General features: G+C 65.3%; 7 protein-coding genes. 6 read left to right on the top strand and 1 reads right to left on the bottom strand.

Features of this window, described 5'->3' with window-relative positions; translation table 11 throughout:
* A partial coding sequence (gene phnF / locus EN893_RS20360) for a phosphonate metabolism transcriptional regulator PhnF (protein WP_128361730.1) occupies positions 1–451 on the bottom strand: 451 nt, incomplete at its 3' end.
* A 131-nt stretch (positions 452–582) separates the two neighbouring features.
* On the opposite strand from phnF, the gene phnG reads away from it, so the two are divergent.
* The 6 genes from phnG to EN893_RS20330 form a co-directional block, all read left to right on the top strand.
* Positions 583–1,044, top strand: coding sequence for a phosphonate C-P lyase system protein PhnG (gene phnG, locus EN893_RS20355; RefSeq protein ID WP_127267993.1), 462 nt, complete (start codon positions 583–585; stop codon positions 1,042–1,044).
* Positions 1,044–1,655 (top strand): phosphonate C-P lyase system protein PhnH, encoded by a 612-nt coding sequence (gene phnH, locus EN893_RS20350; RefSeq protein WP_127267992.1) that lies wholly within the window; start codon positions 1,044–1,046, stop codon positions 1,653–1,655. The genes phnG and phnH overlap by 1 nt, the downstream gene beginning before the upstream one ends.
* Before the next feature lies 1 nt (position 1,656).
* Positions 1,657–2,769, top strand: coding sequence for a carbon-phosphorus lyase complex subunit PhnI (locus tag EN893_RS20345; RefSeq protein WP_127267991.1), 1,113 nt, complete (start codon positions 1,657–1,659; stop codon positions 2,767–2,769).
* Positions 2,766–3,185 (top strand): FosX/FosE/FosI family fosfomycin resistance hydrolase, encoded by a 420-nt coding sequence (gene fosX / locus EN893_RS20340; RefSeq protein ID WP_127267990.1) that lies wholly within the window; start codon positions 2,766–2,768, stop codon positions 3,183–3,185. The genes EN893_RS20345 and fosX overlap by 4 nt, the downstream gene beginning before the upstream one ends.
* On the top strand, positions 3,182–4,081 hold the full coding sequence (locus tag EN893_RS20335; protein WP_127267989.1) for an alpha-D-ribose 1-methylphosphonate 5-phosphate C-P-lyase PhnJ: 900 nt from the start codon (positions 3,182–3,184) through the stop codon (positions 4,079–4,081). The genes fosX and EN893_RS20335 overlap by 4 nt, the downstream gene beginning before the upstream one ends.
* Positions 4,078–4,437 (top strand): ATP-binding cassette domain-containing protein (locus EN893_RS20330; protein WP_128361729.1); only part of this gene is annotated, 360 nt, incomplete at its 3' end. The genes EN893_RS20335 and EN893_RS20330, both read left to right, overlap by 4 nt.

Below are 4,437 nucleotides of genomic sequence, written 5' to 3'. Positions count from 1 at the left end.
CCGGCCGTCCGTCGGCTTCGCCGCGCGTTTCCAACCGGATCACATCGGCTCCCTTGGGAAGACCCAGTCCCTCGGCGACGCGCTGGCTGGCCGGCTCGACCGACGAGGCGAGCAGGACGATGTGCCGTTCCGTCGTCTGCCCTTGCAGTCCTGTCGAAAAGCGTGTGCGCGCCCCGATCGGATAGGACAGCCGCTTGCGCGACAGCACGAAGGTGCCGCGCCCCTGCTCGGCCCGCAGCACGCCTTCCCTTACAAGGGCCGATATGGCGCTGCGCACCGTGTGACGGTTGACGCCATAGCGTTCTGCCAGCGCCACCTCCGGCGGCAGCGCTGCATTCTCCGTGAAATCGCCGATGGCGATCGCATGCAGGATCTTGTCGGCAATCTGCCGCCACAGCGAAACGCCACTGCGCCGCTCGATGCCGTCCGCTGACAGCCGCCCGACCCTCATTGCCCCCCACCTTCCAGCGCCCAGTCTTCTATCGCTGTCATCCACCCGTCATGGACACGCGCTAGATAATAGGTATAATTTGTATAGTTGTCTATATCAATAGACAAATTTAGCCACGAGGACGATAGCTTATGCGAGGACAGGAAGCCCGCGACCAGGCCGAGCGCAAGGCCGCCATGGCAACCCTTGCGCAATCCAGCGGCGATGACATCGTACGGCTCTGGAATGAGGCCGGACTGCCTTCGGACGCCGAGTTGCTGCGCGGCCCCGAAACCGGCCTTGTCACCCTGCGCGGCCGCATCGGCGGCGGCGGCGCCCCTTTCAATGTCGGCGAGGCGACCGTTACCCGCGCCACCGTCCGGCTGCCCTCCGGTCAGGTCGGCCATTGCTATGCGCTTGGCCGCGACAAGCAGAAGGCGAAGCTGGCGGCCATCGCCGACGCGCTGTGGCAGGACCCTGCCCGCCGCAATGAGGTCGAGACCGGGCTGATAGCGCCCCTGCGGTCGGCTCTAACCGCAGCGCATGAAAAACGCCGCGCCGAGACGGCGGCAACGAAGGTGGATTTCTTCACCATGGTTCGCGGAGAAGACTGATGGACATTGCAGCGCAATCGATCGAGGGCGGTTTCGCCGATCCGGTCTTCGACGCCCAGACCGTGTTCCGCGCCGTCATGGACGCAATGGCTCGGCCGGGCAGCGTGCAGCCGCTGCCGGCCTTCGCCCGCCCGCCGGCGCCGCTCTCGGCGACCGCCGGCGCCATCGCACTGGCGCTGTGCGATAACGACACCCCGCTCTGGCTCGACCAGGCCCTGCAAGCTTCCGCCGCGATCAGATCCTGGCTTGGGTTCCACACTGGCGCGCCCGTGGCCAACACACCGGCCGATGCGCATTTCGCCTTCATCGCGGCCCCGGCCGAGATGATGTCGCTTGATGGTTTTTCGCAGGGCACGCAGGACTATCCCGACCGTTCGACCACGTTGATCCTGCAAGTCGGCGATCTCGTCTCCGGCACGCCGCTGTTGCTCGAAGGTCCCGGCATCGAAACCAGCGCCACGATCGCGCCGGCACAGATGCCGCGCCATTTCGTCGAGCAGTGGAAACAGAACATCAAGCGCTTTCCGCGTGGCGTCGACATCATCCTCGTCACATCAGGCGGCATTGCCTGCCTGCCGCGCACGACGCGCATCAAGACGATGGAGGCGTAAGATGTATGTCGCGGTAAAAGGTGGCGAAGCCGCAATCGCCAACGCCCACAGCCTGCTTGCCGACCGCCGGCGCGGCGACCGTTCGGTGCCGGCGCTTCGCCTCGACCAGATCGTCGAGCAGCTGGCGCTCGGCGTCGACCGGGTGATGAGCGAAGGCTCGCTCTACGATCGGGAGCTGGCCGCGCTCGCCATCGTCCAGGCGCGCGGCGACATGATCGAGGCGATCTTCCTGGTGCGCGCCTATCGCACCACGCTGCCACGCTTCGGCTACTCCAAGCCGATCGACACCGCCACCATGCTGGTCGAGCGGCGCGTGTCGGCGACCTACAAGGATCTGCCCGGCGGCCAATTGCTCGGGCCCACCTTCGACTACACGCACAGACTGCTCGATCCCGAGCTTGCCGCGGGGGCCGAGGTCGCCGAGCCCTTGCTGCGCGAGACGGAAGCGCAAGCCATGCCGCGCGTTTCGGCCATCCTCGCCCGCGAAGGCTTGATCGAACCGGATGGCGACATGCCGCAGGACCATGTCCCCGGCGACATCACCCGCGAGCCGCTGGAATTCCCAATGGCGCGCGACATCCGCCTGCAGGCGCTGTCGCGCGGCGACGAGGGCTTTTTGCTGGCGCTCGGCTATTCCACCCAGCGCGGCTATGCCCGCAACCATCCCTTCGTCGGCGAGATCCGCATCGGCGAGGTCGAGCTCGAGTTCGACGTTCCCGAACTGCCCTTCGCTGTCCCGCTCGGCACTGTCCGCATCACCGAATGCCAGATGGTCAACCAGTTCAAAGGCTCGGCCAAGGCGCCGCCGCAGTTCACCCGCGGCTACGGCCTGGTCTTCGGCCAGAGCGAGCGCAAGGCGATGGCGATGGCGCTCTGCGACCGGGCGCTGCGCGCGAAGGAGCTCGGCGAGGATGTCGTCGCCGCGGCCCAGGACGAGGAGTTCGTCATCTCACACTCCGACAATGTCCAGGCGACCGGCTTCGTCGAGCATCTGAAGCTGCCGCACTATGTCGATTTCCAGGCCGAACTCGACCTCGTGCGCCGCATGCGCGCCGAACACGACGCCCACCAAAACCCCGTGAAGGTCGAAGAGAAGCGGGAGGCCGCGGAATGATCGAAGGGCTTTCCCACATGACCTTCATCGTCCGCGATCTCGAGCGGATGACCAAGATCCTCGAGGGCGTATTCGACGCACGCGAAATCTATGCCAGCGATGCCGAGCAGTTCTCGGTGTCGCGCGAAAAATTCTTCCTGATCGGCGACATCTGGGTCGCCATCATGGAGGGCGAGCCCTTGCCGGAGCGCAGCTACAACCACATCGCCTTCAAGATCGATGACGCCGATTTCGACCACTATGCCGAGTGCATCGGCAAGCTCGGCCTCGACATGCGCCCGCCGCGCCCGCGCGTCGAGGGCGAGGGCCGCTCGATCTATTTCTACGACGACGACAACCACATGTTCGAACTGCACACGGGCACGCTCAATGAGCGGCTGGCGCGCTACGCCAAGGGATTTGAGGTCGCATCATGACCGACATCGCCACCTACAACTTCGCCTATCTCGACGAACAGACCAAAAGGATGATCCGCCGCGCGATCCTCAAGGGCATCGCCATCCCGGGATATCAGGTGCCGTTCGCCTCGCGCGAAATGCCGATGCCCTATGGCTGGGGCACTGGCGGCGTCCAGGTCACCGCTTCGATCATCGGCCCAGACGATGTGCTCAAGGTGATCGACCAGGGCGCCGACGACACCACCAACGCGGTCTCGATCCGCGCCTTCTTCAAGAAGGTCGCCAACGTCGCGGTGACGACCGACACCGCCAGCGCCACCATCATCCAGACCCGTCACCGCATTCCCGAGCATCCGCTGACGGCGGGCCAGGTGCTGGTCTACCAGGTGCCGATCCCGGAACCCTTGCGCTTCCTCGAGCCACGCGAGACCGAAACGCGGAAAATGCATGCGCTGGAAGAATACGGCCTCATGCATGTGAAACTTTACGAGGACATCGCCAAACACGGCCGCATCGCCACCACCTATGCCTATCCGGTCAAGGTCGAGGGCCGCTATGTGATGGACCCGTCGCCGACGCCGAAATTCGACAATCCCAAGATGCACCGCTCGCCGGCGCTGCAGCTGTTCGGCGCCGGGCGCGAAAAGCGCATCTATGCGGTGCCGCCCTTCACCGAAGTGGTCAGCCTCGACTTCGAGGATCATCCGTTCGAGGTGCAGACCTTCGACCAGCCCTGCGCGCTGTGCGCGGCCGAGAATGTCTATCTCGACGAGGTCATCCTCGACGACCATGGAGGCCACATGTTCGTCTGCTCCGACACGGATCATTGCGAGAAGCGGCGGGCGGACGGCCATCACGGCCACCTTGCTTCAGAGAACCATCTTGCCTCGGAAAAAATGGAGCCGGCGCAATGACCGACGAACCGCTGCTGCGCGTCTCGGCGCTCTCCAAATTCTACGGCTCGCGCGTCGGCTGCGACAACGTCTCCTTCGACCTGTGGCCGGGCGAAGTCCTGGCTGTGGTCGGCGAGTCCGGCTCCGGCAAGACGACATTGCTCAACTGCCTGTCGACGCGGCTGCTGCCCTCCTCCGGCAGCGCCAGCTACCGCATGCGCGACGGCCAGTTCCGCGAGCTCTACCGCATGAGTGAGGCCGAGCGCCGCTTCCTGATGCGCACCGACTGGGGGTTTGTCCACCAGAACCCGGCCGACGGCCTGCGCATGACGGTGTCGGCCGGCGCCAATGTCGGCGAGCGGCTGATGGCGGTCGGC

This window comes from Mesorhizobium sp. M7A.F.Ca.CA.004.04.2.1 (assembly GCF_004022825.1).
Lineage (GTDB): Bacteria > Pseudomonadota > Alphaproteobacteria > Rhizobiales > Rhizobiaceae > Mesorhizobium.
This window is presented reverse-complemented; position numbering and strand designations above follow the sequence as displayed.

Excerpts from the sequence above, each read along its gene's own strand:
- phnG (WP_127267993.1), top strand. The coding sequence starts at position 583 with ATGCGAGGACAGGAAGCCCGCGACCAGGCCGAGCGCAAGGCCGCCATG.
- phnH (WP_127267992.1), top strand. The coding sequence starts at position 1,044 with ATGGACATTGCAGCGCAATCGATCGAGGGCGGTTTCGCCGATCCGGTC.
- EN893_RS20345 (WP_127267991.1), top strand. The coding sequence starts at position 1,657 with ATGTATGTCGCGGTAAAAGGTGGCGAAGCCGCAATCGCCAACGCCCAC.
- fosX (WP_127267990.1), top strand. The coding sequence starts at position 2,766 with ATGATCGAAGGGCTTTCCCACATGACCTTCATCGTCCGCGATCTCGAG.
- EN893_RS20335 (WP_127267989.1), top strand. The coding sequence starts at position 3,182 with ATGACCGACATCGCCACCTACAACTTCGCCTATCTCGACGAACAGACC.